This is a genomic window from Arthrobacter sp. PsM3 (genome assembly GCF_030433895.1).
Lineage (GTDB): Bacteria > Actinomycetota > Actinomycetes > Actinomycetales > Micrococcaceae > Arthrobacter.
The window spans coordinates 56299-72486 of sequence record NZ_JARUXE010000021.1 but is presented as its reverse complement, the minus strand read 5'-3'; the positions used below and the strand labels follow the sequence as shown (position 1 = coordinate 72486).

The 16188-nt window shown below is 67.6% G+C and carries 14 protein-coding genes; 8 read left to right on the top strand and 6 right to left on the bottom strand.

Annotated elements, in window-relative coordinates:
• Nucleotides 1–33 precede the first annotated feature (33 nt).
• Nucleotides 34–612 (top strand): DivIVA domain-containing protein, encoded by a 579-nt coding sequence (locus QCD75_RS12630; protein ID WP_301229078.1) that lies wholly within the window; start codon nt 34–36, stop codon nt 610–612.
• 6 nt (nt 613–618) lie between these two features.
• Here the strand turns inward: QCD75_RS12630 and QCD75_RS12625 are convergent, their stop codons facing one another.
• Genes QCD75_RS12625 through QCD75_RS12610 form a run of 4 tightly spaced genes read right to left on the bottom strand, consistent with a single transcriptional unit; the run spans nt 619 to nt 4439 of the window.
• Nucleotides 619–2085: a sodium/solute symporter gene (locus QCD75_RS12625; protein WP_301229076.1), complete on the bottom strand. Its 1467-nt coding sequence runs from the start codon at nt 2083–2085 to the stop codon at nt 619–621.
• 7 nt (nt 2086–2092) lie between these two features.
• Complete coding sequence (locus QCD75_RS12620; RefSeq protein WP_301229074.1) at nt 2093–2470, bottom strand: hypothetical protein; 378 nt, start codon at nt 2468–2470, stop codon at nt 2093–2095.
• A complete protein-coding gene (locus QCD75_RS12615) occupies nt 2467–3186 on the bottom strand; it encodes a LytR/AlgR family response regulator transcription factor (protein ID WP_301229072.1) in 720 nt (239 codons plus the stop codon). The genes QCD75_RS12620 and QCD75_RS12615 overlap by 4 nt, the downstream gene beginning before the upstream one ends.
• 35 nt (nt 3187–3221) lie before the next feature.
• Complete coding sequence (locus tag QCD75_RS12610) at nt 3222–4439, bottom strand: sensor histidine kinase (RefSeq protein WP_301229070.1); 1218 nt, start codon at nt 4437–4439, stop codon at nt 3222–3224.
• A 229-nt stretch (nt 4440–4668) separates the two neighbouring features.
• Between QCD75_RS12610 and QCD75_RS12605 the strand changes: the two genes are divergently transcribed.
• Both QCD75_RS12605 and QCD75_RS12600 read left to right on the top strand, forming a co-directional pair.
• The gene (locus QCD75_RS12605; RefSeq protein ID WP_226761274.1) at nt 4669–5049 is read left to right on the top strand and encodes a DUF485 domain-containing protein; all 381 of its coding nucleotides are present in this window, start codon (nt 4669–4671) and stop codon (nt 5047–5049) included.
• Nucleotides 5046–6662 (top strand): solute symporter family protein, encoded by a 1617-nt coding sequence (locus QCD75_RS12600; RefSeq protein WP_226761275.1) that lies wholly within the window; start codon nt 5046–5048, stop codon nt 6660–6662. The genes QCD75_RS12605 and QCD75_RS12600 overlap by 4 nt, the downstream gene beginning before the upstream one ends.
• A gap of 81 nt (nt 6663–6743) precedes the next feature.
• Here the strand turns inward: QCD75_RS12600 and QCD75_RS12595 are convergent, their stop codons facing one another.
• Entirely contained in the window at nt 6744–7217 is a 474-nt protein-coding gene (locus tag QCD75_RS12595) for an Lrp/AsnC family transcriptional regulator (protein WP_301229067.1), read from the bottom strand.
• Nucleotides 7218–7412: 195 nt separating this feature from the next.
• Between QCD75_RS12595 and pdhA the strand changes: the two genes are divergently transcribed.
• The 3 genes from pdhA to QCD75_RS12580 are packed head-to-tail and all read left to right on the top strand — an operon-like array spanning nt 7413 to nt 11094.
• Nucleotides 7413–8591 (top strand): pyruvate dehydrogenase (acetyl-transferring) E1 component subunit alpha, encoded by a 1179-nt coding sequence (gene pdhA, locus QCD75_RS12590; RefSeq protein WP_301229065.1) that lies wholly within the window; start codon nt 7413–7415, stop codon nt 8589–8591.
• The gene (locus QCD75_RS12585) at nt 8591–9601 is read left to right on the top strand and encodes an alpha-ketoacid dehydrogenase subunit beta (protein ID WP_301229063.1); all 1011 of its coding nucleotides are present in this window, start codon (nt 8591–8593) and stop codon (nt 9599–9601) included. Before pdhA ends, QCD75_RS12585 begins: the two co-directional genes overlap by 1 nt.
• Nucleotides 9598–11094: a dihydrolipoamide acetyltransferase family protein gene (locus QCD75_RS12580; protein WP_301229061.1), complete on the top strand. Its 1497-nt coding sequence runs from the start codon at nt 9598–9600 to the stop codon at nt 11092–11094. The genes QCD75_RS12585 and QCD75_RS12580 overlap by 4 nt, the downstream gene beginning before the upstream one ends.
• Nucleotides 11095–11391: 297 nt before the next feature.
• On the opposite strand, the gene QCD75_RS12575 is transcribed toward QCD75_RS12580, so the two are convergent.
• Nucleotides 11392–12111: an SACE_7040 family transcriptional regulator gene (locus QCD75_RS12575; RefSeq protein WP_301229059.1), complete on the bottom strand. Its 720-nt coding sequence runs from the start codon at nt 12109–12111 to the stop codon at nt 11392–11394.
• 163 nt (nt 12112–12274) lie between these two features.
• On the opposite strand from QCD75_RS12575, the gene QCD75_RS12570 reads away from it, so the two are divergent.
• Nucleotides 12275–13882 carry a carboxyl transferase domain-containing protein gene (locus QCD75_RS12570; protein ID WP_301229057.1) on the top strand — a complete coding sequence of 536 codons (1608 nt, stop codon included), beginning with the start codon at nt 12275–12277 and terminating at the stop codon, nt 13880–13882.
• Between the two features lie 7 nt (nt 13883–13889).
• Entirely contained in the window at nt 13890–16115 is a 2226-nt protein-coding gene (locus QCD75_RS12565) for an acetyl/propionyl/methylcrotonyl-CoA carboxylase subunit alpha (RefSeq protein ID WP_301229055.1), read from the top strand.
• The last annotated feature ends 73 nt before the right edge of the window (nt 16116–16188 follow it).

Here is a 16188-nt window from a genome sequence, read left to right as displayed (position 1 = left end):
GGCCGAACGGCATTGAAGGAAACAATAGTTACAGTGGACATTCAACGGCAGATTCCTGCGTCTTTTGACCGCGTGCAGCGGACCCAGTACGGCTACAACGCCAAGCAAGTTGACGAGTTCATGCAGCGCGCACGGGTGTCCTTCGAATCCCCCCGGTCCGCCGCCCGTCCGGTCGGAAGCGCGGACGTCAGGGCGGTGTCCTTCGACCCGGTCAAGGGCGGCTATGCCGCGGCCGGCGTGGACGCGGCGCTGGACCGGCTGGAGGATGCCCTCGCCCGGCGGGAACGTGACGAACTCGTCGCGGAAAGCGGCGAAGAAGCGTGGCTCCGCGAGATCGGCCGGCTCGCCGGGGTGCTGCGCGGGCGGCTGCACCGCCCCGACGGCCAGCGCTTCCGGCGCCCGGCCAAAGCCAAGGCGCGCAGCTACAACACCACGGACGTCGATGACCTCTGCCACGAGCTGATCGGCTACCTCGAAGAGGACAAACCGTTGAGTGTGGACAATGTCCGCCGCGCCGTCTTCCGTCCCGCCCTCGGCCAGGACGGCTATGAGGAAAGCCAGGTGGACGCCTTCCTGGACCGCGTCGTCGAACTCATGGCCGCCATCGACTGACCGCAGTCAGCGCTCGGTAACCAGCGGCCGTTCCGGAGTGTGCAGCCGCGTCATGAGCCGGGTGATGGTCCGGGGCACCCGGTTCCTGGTGGCCCGGGAAACCAGGACCGTCACGGCAAACGCCGCCGGCACGGTCCACGCCGCCGGTTGCGCCAGCCACGACGGCGGACCGCCGGCGCCCAGCACGGCGCCGGCCACCATCGCCCCGCCGCACAGCAACGCCCCGGTCGCCATGCCGGCGATCGCCCCGGCGTCGGTCAGCCCGCGCCACCAAATGCCCAGCAGCAGAACCGGGCAGATGGTCGACGCGGTAAATGCAAACACCATGCCCACGCTGCCCGCCAGCGCGAGGGAACCGGTCATGGACGCGATCCCCAGCGGAACCACGGCGGAGATCACCGCCGCCCAGCGGAAGCCGCGGACGCTGCCGCCGAACAGGTCCTGGCTGATGACCCCGGCGAGCGAGACCACCAGCCCGGAGGTGGTGGACAGGAAAGCGGCGAACGCCCCCGCGACCACCAGGGCAGACAGCAAGTCCCCGGCGACCCCGCCAATCAGCTGCCCGGGGAGCAGCAGCACCAGCGCATCGGCCTGCCCGCTCTGCGCCAGCACCGGGGCAAACATCCGGCCGATCAGCCCGTAAGCCGTCGGGAACAGATAGAAAACCGAGAGCAGGCCCAGCACGATCAGGGTGGTCCGGCGCGCCGACTGCCCGTCCGGGTTCGTATAGAAACGCACCAGCACATGGGGCAGCCCCAGCGTGCCAAACAGCAGGGCCACCAGCAGCGAGATGTTCTGGTACAGCCCGGCCGGGGCCACAGCCGTGGGGTTCACCGACGCCGCCGCCACGGCGGGAGTCCCGGAGCCGGCCAGCGTGAAAACGATGAACAGGATGGGCAATGCCATCGCCGTCAGCTTCAACCAGTACTGGAACGCCTGGACAAAGGTGATGGACCGCATGCCGCCGGCCACGACGGTGACGCAGACGACGGCGACCACCGCCACCTGCCCCACCCATGCCGGCAGCCCGGTGGTGATCCGGATGGCCAGCGCCGCGCCGTGCAGCTGCGGGACGATGTACAGCCAGCCGACCATGACGACGACGACGCTCGTCACGCTGCGCACCACCCGGGAGTCGAGCCGCGCTTCGGTGAAGTCGGGAATGGTGTAAGCGCCGGAGCGGCGCAGCGGAGCCGCAACAAAGAGCAGCAGCATCAGGTAGCCGGCGGTGTACCCCACCGGAAACCACAGGGCGTCCGTTCCGGAGAGCAGGATGAGCCCGGCGACACCCAGGAAGCTTGCCGCCGACAGGTATTCGCCGCCGATCGCCGAGGCGTTCCACCACGGCCTGACAGTCCGCGAGGCCACGTAGAAATCCCCGGTGGTGCGTGAGATCCGGAGCCCGTAAAAACCGATGACGGCGGTGGCCACCGAGACGGCGGCGAAGGCGGCGATGCCGACGACCGGGTTCACGGGCGCCTCACTTGTCCCCGACGAGGTCCCGGTAACGGGCCTCGTTCCGGGCCGCCGTGCGGATGAAGAGCCAGGCGCTGAGCCCGACCACCGGATAGATCCCGACGCCCAGCAGCACCCAGTCGAAGGGCAGCCCCACAATGGTCGACTCCGCGAGGCCGGGCACGAGCCCCAGCATGAGCGGGAACGCCACCAGGATCAGCAGGAACCCCGCGGCCACGACAACCCCCAGGCGCAGCTGTGTGCGGATCAGCGAGCGGACAAACACCTGCCCGGCATCGGATTCCTCCGCGGCGTCGCGCGAATCAGCGGCCGACCGTGCGGACGGCAGCGCTGTGGCGCCCGGCGTGATGCTGCGGGGTGCGGTGACGCGGACGCGGGTCATGCCTGCGGCCGGATCCGGGTCGCCTCAAGCTTTTCCCGGACCGACGGGAGGTGCCGCCGGCTGATGGGCAGTTCCGCCCCGGCCACGGTGACGCTGGGCCGGGCGGCGGCCAGCTTCATGTGGCTGACATGGTTCAGCGCAATCAGGTAGGAGCGGTGGATCCGGATGAACCCGGCGTCGGCCCACTGCTGCTCCAGATCGGCCAGCGGAACCCGGATGAGGTAGCTCGAATCGGCGGTGTGCAGCCTGGCGTAGTCGCCCTGGGCCTGGACATAGGTGACGTCCTCGCGGCGGATCATCTTCGTGGTCCCGCCCAGGTCCACGGTGATCATTTCCGGCCGCGGGGCGCCGTCCTTGAGCAGTTCGCTGATCCGGCCGATGGATTTGGCCAGCCGCTCGGCACGGACGGGCTTCAGCAGGTAGTCCACGGCGGCGAGTTCGAAGGCCTCCAGGGCGCAGTCCTCATCGGCGGTGACGAAAACGACCGCGGGGGGCTTGCTGCTGCGCGCGATCACGCGGGCGATATCCAGCCCGGAGAGCGCGGGCATGTGGATGTCGAGGAAGACGGCGTCGACGTCCTCCGCCTCAAGGGCGCGCAGGGCCTCGGCCCCGGAGGAAGCCCGGTGGATGGTGCCGATCCGGTCATCCCGGCCAAGGAGGAAGGCCAGTTCCTCAACGGCGGGCAGCTCGTCGTCGGCGACGAGGACGTTAATCATGGTCCAAGACTAGCGCCGGAGACGTTTGACCCCTATCAGGCATCGTGCCGTGGCTGCGACTTGGGGACACGCATCGTGATCAGCGTGCCTTCCCCGGGCGCCGTTTCGATCACGAGCCCGTGCTCGTCGCCGTAGACCTGCCGCAGCCGTGCATCGACGTTGCGCAGCCCGACATGGTCGCCGTCGGCGTGCCCGGCGAGGACAGCCCGCAGCTGTTCCGGATCCATCCCCACACCGTCGTCCTCGATGGTCACCTCGGCGAACGCGCCGGAGTCGTTCGCCGTGATGGAGATGTGGCCGGGGCCCTCCTTGGCCTCCAGGCCGTGCCGGACCGCGTTTTCCACCAGCGGCTGCAGGCTCAGGAACGGGATCACGGTACTGAGCACCTCGGGGGCGATCCGCAGGCTCACCTGCACGCGGTCGCCGAAGCGGGCCCTTTCCAGCAGGAGGTAGCGGTCGATGCAGCGAAGCTCCTCGGCCAGGGTGGTGAAGTCACCGTGGCGGCGGAAGGAGTAGCGGGTGAAGTCGGCGAACTCCACCACGAGCTCGCGGGCGCGGACCGGGTCCGTGTTGATGAAGGAGGCGATCGCGTTCAGGGAGTTGTAGATAAAGTGCGGGCTGATCTGGGCCCGGAGCGCGCGCACCTCGGCCTCCATCAGCAGCGTGCGCGAGGCGTCGAGTTCGGCCAGTTCCACCTGTGTGGCAACCCAGTCGGCCACCTCGCCCGTGGCCCGGACCAACCCGGCGCCGGCGGCAGGGGCGAAGGCGGCCACCACTCCCACCACGCGGGTGCCGGTCCGGATCGGGGCGATCACCGCGGCGCGTTCCACCTCCGGCCGGGTCGCGGCGGCGCTCTTGCCCTGTGCGAGTTCCTGCACCTCGCCGGCCGGAATGACGGCCGTGTGGCCGCCGTCGAGCACCCCGGCGGCCAGCTCCATCAGGAGCGGTTTGAGCTCCTCGCCGGCACCGTCCCAGGCGAGCACGCCGGTGGTGTCGGTGATCGCCAGCGCATCGCAGCCCAGCAGGCTGCGCAGCTGCCGGCTGGCCTTGGCGGCACCGGCCGGATTGAGGCCGGTGCGCAGGTGCTGGCCGGCGCGGGACGCCGCGTGGAGCGTCTTGTACGTGGCCCGCTCCGCGTCGGTGCCGAGCTCCCGGAAAGAGCGGAGCACCTTGAGCCCGACGGCGACGACGACGGCGATCGCCATCGCGATCACGGCGACGGCGGCGGCGATGAAGAGCGGAGAATCGGGCATGGGCCCAGCGTATCGCGGCACCCGCCGGGCCGCGGCCGGGGGCACCCCTGACCCTGCTCGAGGCACCGTTGGGCGCAGCATCCCGACCGCTGAGCGACGTAGGGTACGGCGGTTGTGGCATGTAGGCCGCATCACGCGAGAGAGTGATTGCAGTCACATTGGCCCGCGGGCTGTTTGGAGTAGGCCAGGGCAGCCGGTGTGGACTCGAAAGTCTCAATGAGGAGGAACGATGGGTCACGAAGCCCAAGAAACGGACGCCACGGCGGCCGTGGACTTCAAGGAAGTCCAGTCGACGGAGCGGTTCCAGCAACTGCGCAAACGTCACCGCAGCTTTGTCTTTCCGATGGCCATTGCATTCCTGCTCTGGTACTTCGCTTATGTCCTGCTGGCCGACTACGCGGTGGAGTTCATGTCCACGAAGGTCTGGGGCAACATCAACGTCGGCCTCATTATGGGCTTGCTTCAGTTCGTGACCACGTTCGCCATCACCGGCTGGTACGTCAGCTACTCGAACCGGAAGCTTGACCCGATCGCGGCGGAAATCCGCCACGAAATCGAAGGCCACGAATTCGACAAGAATGGCAACCAAATCAGCGGGGTAAAGAAATGACGTTTATGGTTCCCGCGGTGAACGTTGCGGATCTCAAAGAAACCACCCTGCTGAACATGGGCATCTTCGCGCTGTTCGTGGCGGTCACCATGGTCATCGTGATCAAGGCCAGCCGCAACAACAAAACGGCCGCCGACTACTACGCTGCCGGACGGTCCTTCACCGGTCCGCAGAACGGCACCGCAATCGCCGGCGACTACCTCTCGGCCGCCTCGTTCCTCGGGATCACCGGCGCCATCGCCATCAACGGCTACGACGGCTTTATGTACTCCATCGGCTTCCTTGTCGCCTGGCTCGTCGCCCTGCTGCTCGTCGCCGAACTGCTTCGCAACACCGGCAAGTTCACTATGGCCGATGTGCTCTCCTTCCGGCTCAAGCAGCGTCCCGTGCGCATCGCGGCAGCCATCTCCACCCTCGCAGTCTGCTTCTTCTACCTCCTCGCACAGATGGCCGGAGCCGGCAGCCTGATCTCCCTGCTTCTGGGCATCAGCGACTGGGGCGGACAGGCCCTGGTGATTATCGTCGTCGGTGCCCTGATGATCATGTACGTACTGATCGGCGGCATGAAGGGCACCACCTGGGTCCAGATCATCAAGGCCATGCTGCTGATTGCCGGCGCTGCGGTCATGACCTTCTGGGTCCTCGCCATCTACGGCTTCAACCTCTCCGACCTGCTCGGCGGCGCGGTGGAAACCTCAGGCAACCCGAACATGCTCAACCCGGGCCTGCAGTACGGCAAGACCGAAACCTCCAAGCTCGACTTCATGTCCCTGGGCCTGGCGCTGGTGCTCGGTACCGCCGCCCTGCCGCACGTGCTGATGCGTTTCTACACGGTTCCGACCGCCAAGGAAGCCCGCAAGTCGGTCGTCTGGTCGATCGGCCTGATCGGACTGTTCTACGTGTTCACCCTGGTTCTGGGCTACGGTGCTGCGGCACTGGTGGGCGCTGACACGATCAAGGCTGCCCCGGGCGGTGTCAACTCGGCCGCACCGCTGCTGGCATTCCACCTCGGTGGGCCGCTGCTGCTCGGCTTCATCTCGGCGGTGGCTTTCGCCACCATCCTGGCCGTCGTCGCAGGCCTCACCATCACGGCAGCGGCCTCGTTCGCGCACGACATTTACGCCAGCGTTATCGCCAAGGGCAAGGCTGACCCCGAGACCGAGGTGAAGGTGGCCCGAAAGACCGTCATCGTGATCGGTATCCTGGCCATCGCCGGCGGCATCTTCGCCAACGGACAGAACGTGGCGTTCCTCGTGGCTCTCGCCTTCGCGGTCGCGGCTTCGGCCAACCTGCCCACCATCGTGTACTCGCTCTACTGGCGCAAGTTCACCACCCAGGGCGCCCTCTGGAGTATGTACGGCGGGCTCGGCTCGGCGATCATCCTGATCGCGCTGTCCCCGGTCGTGTCCGGTGCCAAGACGTCCATGATCCCGGGCGCCAACTTCGCGATCTTCCCGCTCAGCAACCCCGGCATCGTCTCCATCCCGCTCGCGTTCCTGCTGGGCTGGCTTGGCTCGATTCTGGACAAGAAGCTGGAAGACACCACCAAGCAGGCCGAAATGGAAGTCCGTTCCCTGACGGGTGTGGGCGCCGAAAAGGCCACCGACCACTAAGCACCAACCGCTGGCGGACCCGCCGGCTGACAGACAGAGGAGCCCCCGTGCAACCGCACGGGGGCTCCTCTGTCTGGTGCGTCAGCCCTCGGCGGACCCGCGTTCCAGCAGCGGCTGGATCCGGAACGGGATCATCTCACTCATCGCCAATGCGGTGTCCGTCCGGTCCACGCCGTCGCAGGCCAGGATCTTGCCGTTGATCCGGAACAGGTCCTCGGCGTCGAGAGCCACCACCCGGAGCAGCAGGTCCGCCGAGCCGGTCAGGCCGTAGCCCTCGAGGATTTCCGGAATGGCGGCGAGTTCCACCGCCAGTGTGCCGAGCTTCTGCTGCTGGACGTGGACCGAGATAAAGGCCATCAGCGGGTAGCCCAGCGACGCGGGGTTGATGCGCCGCTCGAAGGACAGGAAGACGTGTTTTTTCTCCAGCTGGGCCATCCGCGCCTGCACGGTATTCCGCGACAAACCCAGCTTCTGCGCCAGCGCAACCACGGTCCGGCGGGGGTCCCGCGCCATGGCTGAAAGCAGGCGGGTGTCCGTGCCATCCAAGGGTTGCATAATGCGCAAGATTAGCACGGTGCTGCGAAGCCTGACAGTGCAGAATGCTCAACTTCTTAGCAGGTGGTTGTACCCAATGGGCATTGTGAGTAGGGTCACAACTATCCGGGGCAACGGCGCCCGGGCGGCCGGCGCGCACCGGGATCACGAGTCCTGCGAGCACCGGTCAGACGACGTCAGAAGGTGCGGACAACAGTGTTTACCGACGACGCGGGCAAGGGCGGCATTTCCGCCGGGGGCCCCGGAAACAGTGCAGGATCAAACAGGCGGTCGGGCGGGGATCTCGTCCAACTCATCACTCCCGGGGGTGAACGCGTAAGCCATCCCGAGTTCGACCCCTGGGTCCAGGACGTCAGCGACGAACAGCTGGGCGCACTCTACGAAGACATGGTGGTCATCCGCCGCATCGATGCCGAGGCCACCGCCCTGCAGCGCCAGGGTGAACTCGCCCTTTGGCCCCCGCTGCTGGGACAGGAGGCCTCCCAGATCGGTTCGGCCCGGGCCCTGCGCGACGACGACTTCGTCTTCCCCAGCTACCGCGACAACGGCGTGGCTTATTGCCGCGGGGTGAACCCGGAAGACATCGTCAAAGCCTGGCGGGGCAACGCCCTGGCCGGCTGGGACCCCTACACAGTCAACGTCGCCACCCAGCAAATCATCATCGGTGCCCAGACGCTGCACGCTACCGGCTATGCGATGGGAATCCAGAACGACGGCGCCGATTCGGTCGCCGTGGCCTACTTCGGCGACGGCGCCACGAGTGAGGGCGACGTCAACGAGGCCCTCGTGTTCGCGGCCAGCTTCCAGTCCCCGGTGGTCTTCTTCTGCCAGAACAACCACTGGGCCATTTCCGAACCCGTGCGGCTGCAGTCCCACATCCAGATCGCGGACCGCGCCGCGGGCTTCGGCGTCCCCAGCATGCGGGTGGACGGCAACGACGTCCTGGCCGTCATGGCGGCAACCCGCATCGCCACCGACCGTGCACGCCACGGCGGCGGCCCCACCTTCATCGAGGCCGTCACCTACCGCATGGGTCCGCACACGACGGCGGATGATCCCACCCGGTACCGTGACGCGAACGAACTCGAGGACTGGGCCGCCAAGGACCCGATCGCCCGGCTGAAGTCACTGCTGGAGCGCAAGGGACTGCTCACGGCGCAACTTGAAACCGCCGTCGCCGCCAAGGCCGATGCCGTCGCCAAGGCCCTGCGGTCCGGCACCATCAACATGCCCGAGCCGCAGCCAATGGACATCTTCAAGCACGTGTACAGCACGCCCCATTCCCCGCTGGAGCGCCAGCAGGACCACTATTCCCGTTACCTGGCTTCCTTCGGCGATCCCGCAGAAGCCGCTACTGAAGAAGGTGCACGCTGATGACGAAGATGACCTTTGCCCGAGCCATCAATTCGGGCCTGCGCAAGTCCCTCGAGAACGATCCCAAGGTGATCCTCATGGGCGAGGACATCGGCGCCCTCGGCGGTGTCTTCCGCGTCACCGACGGCCTGCAGAAGGATTTCGGCAAGCACCGCGTTGTGGACACCCCGCTGGCCGAGTCCGGCATCATGGGCACCGCCGTCGGCCTCGCGTACCGCGGCTACCGCCCGGTGGTGGAGATCCAGTTCGACGGTTTCATCTACCCCGCATTCGACCAGATCGTCAGCCAGGTCGCCAAGATGCACTACCGCACCCAGGGCGCGGTCAAGATGCCCATTACCATCAGGGTGCCCTTCGGCGGCGGCATCGGCTCCCCGGAACACCATTCCGAGTCACCCGAGGCCTACTTCACCCACACCTCGGGCCTGCGTGTCATCAGCGTCTCCAACCCGCAGGACGCCCACACGATGATCCAGCAGGCCATCGCCTCGGATGATCCGGTGCTCTACTTCGAGCCCAAGCGCCGCTACCACGACAAGGGCGAGGTGGACGAGTCCCTGGACCTCAGCGCCGCCCTGTCGATGGAGAAGGCCCGCGTCGTCACCGAAGGCAAGGACGTCACGCTCCTGGCGTACGGCCCGCTCGTCAAGACCGCCAAGGACGCCGCGCTCGCCGCCGCCGACGAGGGGATTTCGATCGAGGTCATCGACCTGCGCTCGCTCGCCCCGCTCGACTTCGCGACCCTGGAAGCCTCGGTCCGCAAGACCGGCCGGCTCGTCGTCACCCACGAAGCCTCCCAGACCGGTGGCATTGGCGCCGAGATTGCCGCCAGCATCACCGAACGCTGCTTCTACCACCTCGAGGCAGCCCCCGTCCGCGTCACCGGCTTCGACGTCCCCTACCCGTACTCGAAGCTGGAGATGCACCACCTCCCGGGCCTCGACCGGATCCTGGACGGCGTCGACCGCGCCCTGGGCCGCCCCAACTCCCTGAGCGGACTGGAAGGATGAGCGCCACAATGATCAAGGAATTCAGGCTGCCGGACCTCGGCGAAGGACTTACTGAATCGGAAATCGTCGCATGGAAGGTCGCTGTCGGGGATACCGTCGCGCTCAACCAGATCATCGCGGAGGTGGAAACGGCCAAGGCCGTCGTCGAACTTCCCTCACCGTTCGCCGGTGTTGTCGCGGCTCTGCACGAACAGCCCGGCACCGTCGTCGAGGTCGGCAAGCCGATCGTTTCCTTCGAGGTGGAGGGCGACGACGGCCGTCCCGGCGCCGGACCGGCCGGAGGTGCCGGTGCGGACGGCGCAGCGCCCGCCAAACGCGAACCGAACCTCGTCGGTTACGGCGCTGTCCTGGAGAATTCCGGCCGACCAGCCCGCCGCGCCCGGAGCTTCGCTGCCCCGACGGCTGCTCCGGTGACTTCGGCCCCGGCGGCTAATGCCCCGGCGGCCGAGCGCGCGCTGATGGCCGCGCCGGAGGCAATTGCCCCGGAGGCAACTGCTCCGGCCGAAGCTGCCCCGGCGGTTCCGGTGGCAGCGCCCGCTCCGGCGGACATGCCGGCGGAGGCCCGGCCCGGCGGCACCACGACCGTTGCCGGGGAACGCCCGCGCTCCACGCCGCCGGTGCGCAAACTGGCCAAGGACCTCGGCGTCGACCTCGCCCTGGTCACCGGCACGGGGGAGTTCGGGCTCATCACCCGCGAGGACATCCGCAACTTCGTCGGCGGGGGAGACCTGGCGGTGGCCCCCCGGGGCCTGGCGGGCGTGTCCACCCCGGTTCCGGCCCCGGCGCAGGGTGAGCGCGAAACTCGGACGCCGATCAAGGGCGTGCGGAAGTTCACCGCCGCCGCCATGGTCTCCAGTGCCTTCACCGCACCGCACGTCACGGAATTCCTCACCATTGACGTCACGCCCACCATGGAACTGCTGGCGAGGCTCAAGGCCAGCCGGGCGTTTGCCGGATACAAGCTCACGCCGCTGACCCTCGTCTCCAAGGCCGTGCTGATCGCACTGAAGAACCACCCCACGCTCAACACCCGCTGGGATGACGGCACGCAGGAGATCGTCCAGTACAACTACGTGAACCTGGGCATCGCGGCCGCCACCCCGCGCGGACTGACCGTGCCGAACATCAAGGACGCCGACCGGATGTCCCTGCTGGAGCTCTCCACGGCGCTGACCGAACTGACGGACACGGCCCGCGCCGGCAAAACCAGCCCGGCGAACCTGTCCGGGGGCACCATTTCCATCACGAACATCGGCGTCTTCGGCATCGATTCGGGCACCCCCATCCTCAACCCGGGCGAGGCCGCCATCCTTGCCCTGGGAGCGGTGCGGAAGATGCCGTGGGAGTACCAGGATGAGGTGGCGCTGCGCCAGGTCATGACGCTCAGCCTGTCCTTCGACCACCGCCTGGTCGACGGCGAGCAGGGCTCACGCTTCCTGCAGGACCTCGGCGCCATCCTGACCGATCCGGGCATGGCCCTCGCCATGGTCTAGCGATCACTCCATCGCTGCCGGCTGCCCCTCAGGCGGCCGGCAGCTTTGTTGTGTGCGGGTTGTTGTTGGCCCGGGCTGCATCCTTCCAAGCAGTTTTCGGCCGGGTTGTTTTGGGCGGCCAGCTGGGATGGGCAGTTTTCGGCCCAGTCGCTGCCGGGCTGGGGCACTTTGTACTCCGTGCTCGACGGCGGAGCCTCAGTTCTCGGCGTGTCCGCACCAAAGTTCCCCCGGAGTGCGGCCAGGGCGCGGTGGAAGCCCTGGATATGGCGGGTGGCTGGGGTGGCTGGGAGAGCGGAGCTAGCCGAGCGGGGCGGACGGGGCCATCAGGGCCGCCAGCGCCATGCTCTGCAGCAGCGGCCGGGCCCGCTTGACCGCAATCCGCCGGCCGTGGCTGCGCACGGAGTGCGGGGTGGAGTTGATCAGGCCAAACGTGGCGTGCGCCCGCATCCGGAGTTCAGCCGCCTCGGTGTTGGGGTGCAGCCCGGCCAGGACCTCGACCCAGAGCTCCACGTAGTTTCTCTGCAGCGTGCGGACCTCGGCCTGGTCGTCGTCGGCGAGGTTGCTGAAGTCCTGGTCCTGCACCCGGATGACGTCGGGGTTGCTGAGGGCGAAGTCCACATGAAACTCGACCAGCCTGCGCAGGGCAGCGGCGGCGCCGTCGGAATCGGCAATCACCTGCCGGCCGCCATCAAGCAGCTCCTGGCTGACGCTGAGCAGCAGAGCCCCCAGGACGGCCTGCTTGCCCGCGAAATGCCGGTAGACCGCCGGGCCGCTGACCCCGGCGGCGGCGCCGAGGTCCTCAAGGGAGACGCGGTTGAACCCGTCGACGGCGAACAGCGCAGCCGCCGCTGACAGCAGCGCCTGGCGCCGGTTCTCCTTGGCCTGGCTGCGCTGGGTTGCCGGCGGCTGGGTGGATGGCGCCGGGGCGGTGCGCTGGGTTGCCGGAGGCTGGGTCGCGGGAGGCGGGGTTGCGAGGACCTGGGTAGGAGTCTGGCTCGTCTCGCTGGACTCGGTCACCGGGACATCCCTCATCTCAATAAACAGCTGCTCATGTGGCCCTATGTTGGACATCACAGTTAATAGAGACTAACCTAAATCTCAGTTATGCGGTACTAACCGAAGTGGCTGGAACGGGTCCATCACAGGCCCCCAGCATGAAGGCCAGGAACGGAAGCAGTCAATGGAGACAATCGCCAGCCAGGTGGACGCGACAAGCGCCAGCTATGCCGCGAACCGCGAGGCCCAGCTGGGGCTGGCGCGGGAGCTGAAGGAACGGCTTGCCAGGGCGGCCCTGGGCGGGCCCGAAAAGTCGAGGGAACGCCATGTCGCCCGCGGCAAGCTGCTGCCCCGCGAGCGCATCGACCAGCTGCTGGACGAGGGCAGCCCGTTCCTGGAGATCGCGCCGCTGGCGGCAAGCGGGATGTACAACGACGATTCGCCCGGCGCCGGTGTCATTGCCGGGATCGGCCTGGTCCACGGCCGCCAGGTCCTGGTCATCTCCAACGACGCCACCGTCAAGGGCGGCACCTACTACCCTATGACGGTGAAGAAGCACCTCCGGGCGCAGGAAATCGCGCTGGAGAACCGGCTGCCCTGCATCTACCTCGTGGACTCGGGCGGGGCGTTCCTGCCCAAGCAGGACGAGGTCTTCCCGGATAAGGAGCACTTCGGCCGGATCTTCTTCAACCAGGCCAAGATGTCCGCGGCCCGGATCCCGCAGATCGCCTCCGTGATGGGCTCCTGCACCGCCGGCGGCGCCTACGTCCCCGCGATGAGCGACGAGACCGTGATCGTCCGCAACCAGGGCACCATCTTCCTGGGCGGACCGCCGCTGGTGAAGGCCGCGATCGGCGAGATCGTCACGGCCGAGGAACTCGGCGGCGGCGACGTTCACTCGAAGATCTCCGGCGTCACCGACCACCTGGCCGAGAACGATGAGCATGCCCTCCAGATCGTCCGCGACATCGTCTCCACCCTGCCCCGCCCGGCCGCCCCCGCATGGGACATTGACACCGCCGTCGAACCCCTGGCGGACCCCCAGGAGCTGTACGGCGCTGTCCCCACGGACGTTAACGCGCAGTACGACGTCCGCGAAGTCATTGCCCGGCTCGTGGATGGCAGCCGCTTCCACGAATTCAAGAAGAACTACGGCACCACCCTCGTCACCGGCTTCGCGAAACTCCACGGCCACCCGGTGGGGATCGTGGCCAACAATGGGGTGCTTTTCAGCGAATCCTCGCTCAAGGGAGCCCACTTCATCGAACTTTGCGACCAGCGCGGCATCCCGCTGATCTTCTTGCAGAACCTCTCCGGCTTTATGGTGGGCAAGGACTACGAGCAGGGCGGGATCGCCAAGAACGGCGCGAAGATGGTCACCGCCGTCGCCACCGCACGGGTGCCCAAGCTGACCGTCGTGATCGGCGGGTCCTTCGGTGCCGGAAACTACTCCATGTGCGGGCGGGCCTACTCGCCGCGCTTCCTGTGGATGTGGCCCGCCAGCCGGATCTCCGTGATGGGAGGCAACCAGGCCTCCAGCGTGCTCGCCACGGTCAAACGTGACCAGTACGAGGCCCGCGGCGAGGAGTGGTCCGCCGCGGACGAGGAAGCGTTCAAGGCCCCGATCAAACAGCAGTACGAGGACCAGGGCAGCCCCTACTACTCCACCGCCCGCCTCTGGGATGACGGCGTGATCGACCCCGCGGACACCCGCACCGTCCTGGGACTGGCGCTCGACGTCGTCTCCCGCACCCCGCTGCCGGAGACCTCCTTCGGCCTGTTCCGGATGTGAGCCAGCAATGACTACTTCTTCGCCGACTACAACCTCCACTCCCCAGCAGCAGCCGCAGGGCACCAAGCCCCTCTTCGGCACCGTGCTCGTCGCCAACCGCGGCGAGATCGCCTGCCGCGTGATCCGCACCCTGCGTGCCCTCGGTATCCGCTCGGTCGCCGTCTACTCCGACGCCGACGCCGACGCCCGGCACGTCCGCGAGGCCGACCTCGCCGTGCGGATCGGTCCGGCCGCCGCGACCGAGAGCTACCTCAAGATCGAGGCCATCATCCAGGCCTGCCGCGACACCGGCGCCGAGGCCGTGCACCCGGGCTACGGCTTCCTGAGCGAGAACGTCGACTTCGCCCGGGCCCTGGAGAAGGCCGGGATCACGTTCATCGGCCCCGGCGTCGAATCCCTCAACGTTATGGGCGACAAGATCCGCTCCAAGAACCACGTCACCGGCTACGGCGTGCCGGTTGTTCCGGGCATCGCCGAACCGGGCATGACGGATGCGCAGCTGATCGGGGCCGCGGCCGGTGTCGGCTTCCCGCTGCTGATCAAGCCCTCCGCCGGCGGCGGCGGCAAAGGGATGCACGTCGTCGAACGCCCCGAGGACCTCGAGGCCACCCTGGCCACCGCCCGCCGGGTCGCGGCCAGTGCCTTCGGCGACGACACCCTGTTTCTGGAGCGCCTCGTCCTGACGCCGCGGCACATCGAGGTCCAGGTCCTCGCGGACAACCACGGCAACGTCATCCACCTTGGCGAACGCGAATGCTCCCTGCAGCGCCGACACCAGAAGGTCATCGAGGAAGCACCCTCCCCGCTGCTGGAGGCCCTCAACGACGGCGGCGTCACCCGCGCCCGGATCGGCGAGGCCGCCTGCAACGCCGCCCGAAGCGTCAACTACAGCGGCGCCGGAACCGTGGAGTTCCTCGTCTCCGACAACGCCCCGGACGAGTTCTTCTTCATGGAGATGAATACACGCCTGCAGGTCGAGCACCCGGTCACCGAGATGGTCACCGGCGTCGACCTCGTCGAATGGCAGGTGCGGATCGCCGCCGGCGAGGAACTCACCGTCCGCCAGGACGACGTCGTGCTCACCGGGCACTCGGTGGAAGCGCGGGTCTACGCCGAAATCCCGGAGAAGAACTTCCTGCCCTCGGGCGGCGAGGTGCTGCTCCTGGACGAGCGGGGCGAGATCTTCACCGCACTGGACGACCTGGACTCCTTCACTCCGGCCTCCGCCGATCCGGACATCCGGATCGACTCCTCGCTCCTGAAGGGCCTGGAAATCTCCAGTGACTACGACCCCATGGTCGCCAAGGTCATCGCCTGGGGCCAGGACCGCACGGCCGCCCTCGACAAGCTCGATACCGCCCTGTCCCGTTACACGGCGCTGGGGATTGACACCAACGTCGAATACCTGCGCCTGCTGATCAACGACGCCGACGTCCGCGCCGGCCGGCTCGACACCGGCCTGATCGAGCGGAAGATGCCTGACTTCTCCTTCCGCCGTGCCGGGGATGCCGAACTCATCGCCGCGGCCATGCCGTTCTGGGTCCTGGCGGAGGAGCCAACCACAGTGGGACCGCCGTGGAACACCACCCGGGGCTGGCGGCTGGGGGCACCTGCGCCGTGGACGATGAGCTTCGGCATCCCCGGCGGCGGGATCGCCACCGTGGCCGTCACCTGGCTGAGCAACGTGGATCTCGGGCACGCCCGTGTCAGGGTCAACGGTGGTCCGGAGCATCTGGTCGAGGTGATCGGGCTTGGCCCCGACAACGTGTTCCTGGAGATCGACGGCCAGGAACAGCGGTTCGCGCAGGGCGCCGTCTGGGAGGACTATCCGCCGGAGGGGAACCCGCAGTACGTCCATGTCGGCAACGGGGGCTGGTCCTGCCGGCTCGATCCCCTCGACCGTGAAGCGAAGCTGGCCCGGGTGCTGGCCGCCATCGAACGCGAGGAGGGCGCCGCGGACCCGGCCGTGCGCTCGCCCATGCCCGGCACCGTGGTGTCAGTTTCCGTCAGCAACGGGGACACGGTGAAGGCCGGGCAGGTGCTGCTCTCCGTGGAGGCCATGAAGATGGAACACCAGCTCGTGGCGCCGCTATACGGGACCGTGCACATCAGCATCGCGTCCGGAGACCTCGTCAAGGCCGAACAGGTCGTTGCGACCATCCACCCGCCCGCGCCCTCGAAAGCCGAGGACACCATCGAAGAAGCCGTCATCGCCATGGGCGCGGCGGACTAGCCACCCCAGCTTCAGCACGACAGACCACAACCAGTTCTTAGACACAGCAGTACCGACAACAGCCCAGACAGCA